Origin of the sequence: Oribacterium sp. P9 (assembly GCF_046365365.1) — a bacterium.
GTDB lineage: Bacteria > Bacillota > Clostridia > Lachnospirales > Lachnospiraceae > Oribacterium.
Map to the genome: position 1 here is coordinate 1 of NZ_JBKEIS010000038.1, position 2,726 is coordinate 2,726.

Genomic DNA, 2,726 nt, shown 5'->3' on the forward strand with positions numbered 1-2,726 from the left:
TTAATCTCATGACAGTATATAGATCAATCTCGTGACACGCAAGCAGATCAGCCCGAAGTCAATCTAGGCAGTCAACAACATTTTAAGTAAAATAGATATGTAGATTATTAATTTTTTGTTTTAGAAATGTTATTATAATAATGGTAGTTTATCGTATTTTGTAATTATATTTCTCGAAAGGTATTGATGATATGAAAAATAAAAACACAATAATTATCACTGAAGAAATGATAAATTCGGACCCATACGGTTATACATATAAAGAAATTTGTGATTGCGTTGGAGAAAAAAAAGCTCGATCGCTTATGCATGCCCTTTATAAGGAAAAGCCCCAAAAGAAATATCAAACAATGAGCATTAATGATATTTATAATGGCGGTGACACAAGAAAATACTCTTTCAAATTAAAGGATGGTTACTGCGTTGAAACTGTTTGCATAAAGAGAAAAACAGGTGTAACTGTATGTGTTAGTACAATGGTAGGATGTCCTGTCGGTTGTATTTTTTGTGCATCTGGAAGTAATGGATTTATAAGAAATTTAACTCCTTCCGAAATTGTGCAACAAGTAACATTACTGAAGGAAAAAGTCAACAGAATTGTATATATGGGAATGGGTGAACCATTTTTTAATTATGATAATGTAATTAAGTCAATTCATATACTAAGAGATAGAAATGGGCTTAATTTCCCCACAGATGGAATTAATATTTCGACAGTAGGTCCTTTAGAACAATTAAAAAAAATAAGAGAAGAACATCTGAAGATACAACTCACCCTCTCTCTTCATGCAACAAATCAAAGAACAAGAGATATAATTATACCTCACATGAAAGGTTATGACATAAATAAGATTGTTGAATCTGTTTTATCATATTCGGAAAGACATAACAGAAAAGTAACAATTGCTTATTTATTGATTCCTGGTCTAAATGATAAAGCAACTGATGTACGTCAATTAGGAAGATGGTTTCGTGAGAAAAATGTTTTGATAAATCTTTTGCAATATAATGATACCGCAAATTGCAATATTAACAGGCCAAACAAACAACAATTAGTTGCATTTAAATTGCGACTTGAAGCGGCTGGTTTAGAAGTAAAAATGAGAGAATCACGAGGTAATAACATCAAAGCTGCCTGCGGTCAGTTGGTTAGTAACACAAACGAGAAGAATAAGCAACACAATTCAATGGGGAAGGATTTAGGTTTTCACAATCGTTCAAAAAGCAAGAAAGAGAATCCTAAAAGCAAGCACAAAAATACATTTTCTAAAATTAATTACAAAACAAAACACTAAATTAACCGTATTTTGTTTGTGATGCATAGGCGATCTGTTTTTTTGTCTATCAACAATTAGAGTTACAAGGAATCTATTATGGAATATAAATGTTTATCCGATTTTTTGTTTAAATCTCTGTCCGAGATAAGTATTGGTGAATAAAAATATTCCTATAGGTAGGATAATTATCGACAAAGAAATTTTCTCTGGAGTGGGAAAAGCAGACCAAAGTATGCTATAATGCAATAAAATAGTTATACAAACTTGAATTTGAGGAGGTGATAAGATGACAGCATATATGAGATTAAGATAATACCGCGAGTTGTGTTGCGGTACATCCGTATTACATAACTCGCTTTCGGGCAAGAATGTAATAATGGAGGATGTCATGAATAAAATTATTAGATTTAATGACAGCGAAAAGCTTTTTCGTTGTCCAATATGTAAACGAAAGTTAAAGATGGTAGGCAATAGTTTGCTGTGTAGTAATAAGCATTGTTTCGATATTTCTAAATTAGGATATGTGAATTTTGCATTAAATCAAAAGCAATCTAAGCATTATAGCAGAACTTCTTTTGAAAGCAGAATGGATATTTTAGAAAAGGGATACTATTCACATATTCTTACGGAGATAACACATATATTGAGCAAGCTTGAAAACATAACAACTATTCTTGATGTCGGATGTGGTGAAGGATATTATTCTAGAAAAATCAAAGAACTATTTCAAGCAGATATAGTTGCTTTTGATATTTCAAAAGATGCCATTTCCCTTGCTTCAAAAAGAGACGGTAGTAAGTCTATAAAGTGGTTTGTGGGTGATTTGGAAAATATGCCAATTAGAGACCACTCAGTAGACTGTATACTGGACATATTTACACCAGCTAATTATTTGGAGTTCAATAGAGTTCTGACGGATAGCGGCTATATTGTAAAGGTTATTCCTGGGAATAAACATCTGATGGAGTTCAGAAACATTGCAAAAGAACATTTGAAAAATCAAGAGTATTCCAATGAGAATGTGATTAACTTATTCAAGAAGCAGTATTCTGTTATTTACCAAAAAAGAGTTTCAGAATCATATGAAATGCCGTTAGAGGATATTAAAATTTTTGCAGACATGACCCCACTGCTCTTCCATGTAGATAAAACTGAGATTGATTTCAAAAAGCTAAAAACTTTGACGATTGATGCAGAGATATTTGTGGGAAGTCTATAACGCTTGAAACTTTCAGTTTGACGGAGCAACAAATTCCAATTTGTTGAACTGAATAGCACATACTGACCGATAGGAACAAGGATGAAATATACCTTGTTCCTTTTCGTTTACCCAGGGCATTCATAGAAAATGAATAAACAGGTCAGTTATGCATACCAACACTTATCGTAAGCGCTCAGTGTTAGCTGAGCGCGCTAACTTACTACCGTGAGATCTTTGGGTTTCCATCC

2 protein-coding genes are annotated in these 2,726 nt (G+C 32.6%); both read left to right on the top strand.

Translation table 11 applies throughout. From position 1 onward, the window contains the following. The first annotated feature begins 191 nt into the window (after positions 1 to 191). The gene (locus tag ACK8P7_RS10855; RefSeq protein WP_118408992.1) at positions 192 to 1,295 is read left to right on the top strand and encodes a 23S rRNA (adenine(2503)-C(2))-methyltransferase RlmN; all 1,104 of its coding nucleotides are present in this window, start codon (positions 192 to 194) and stop codon (positions 1,293 to 1,295) included. A gap of 370 nt (positions 1,296 to 1,665) precedes the next feature. Then, positions 1,666 to 2,496, top strand: a complete 831-nt coding sequence (locus ACK8P7_RS10860) for a methyltransferase domain-containing protein (RefSeq protein ID WP_083655179.1) — start codon at positions 1,666 to 1,668, stop codon at positions 2,494 to 2,496. Positions 2,497 to 2,726 lie beyond the last annotated feature (230 nt).

Excerpts from the sequence above, each read along its gene's own strand:
- ACK8P7_RS10855 (WP_118408992.1), top strand. The coding sequence starts at position 192 with ATGAAAAATAAAAACACAATAATTATCACTGAAGAAATGATAAATTCG.
- ACK8P7_RS10860 (WP_083655179.1), top strand. The coding sequence starts at position 1,666 with ATGAATAAAATTATTAGATTTAATGACAGCGAAAAGCTTTTTCGTTGT.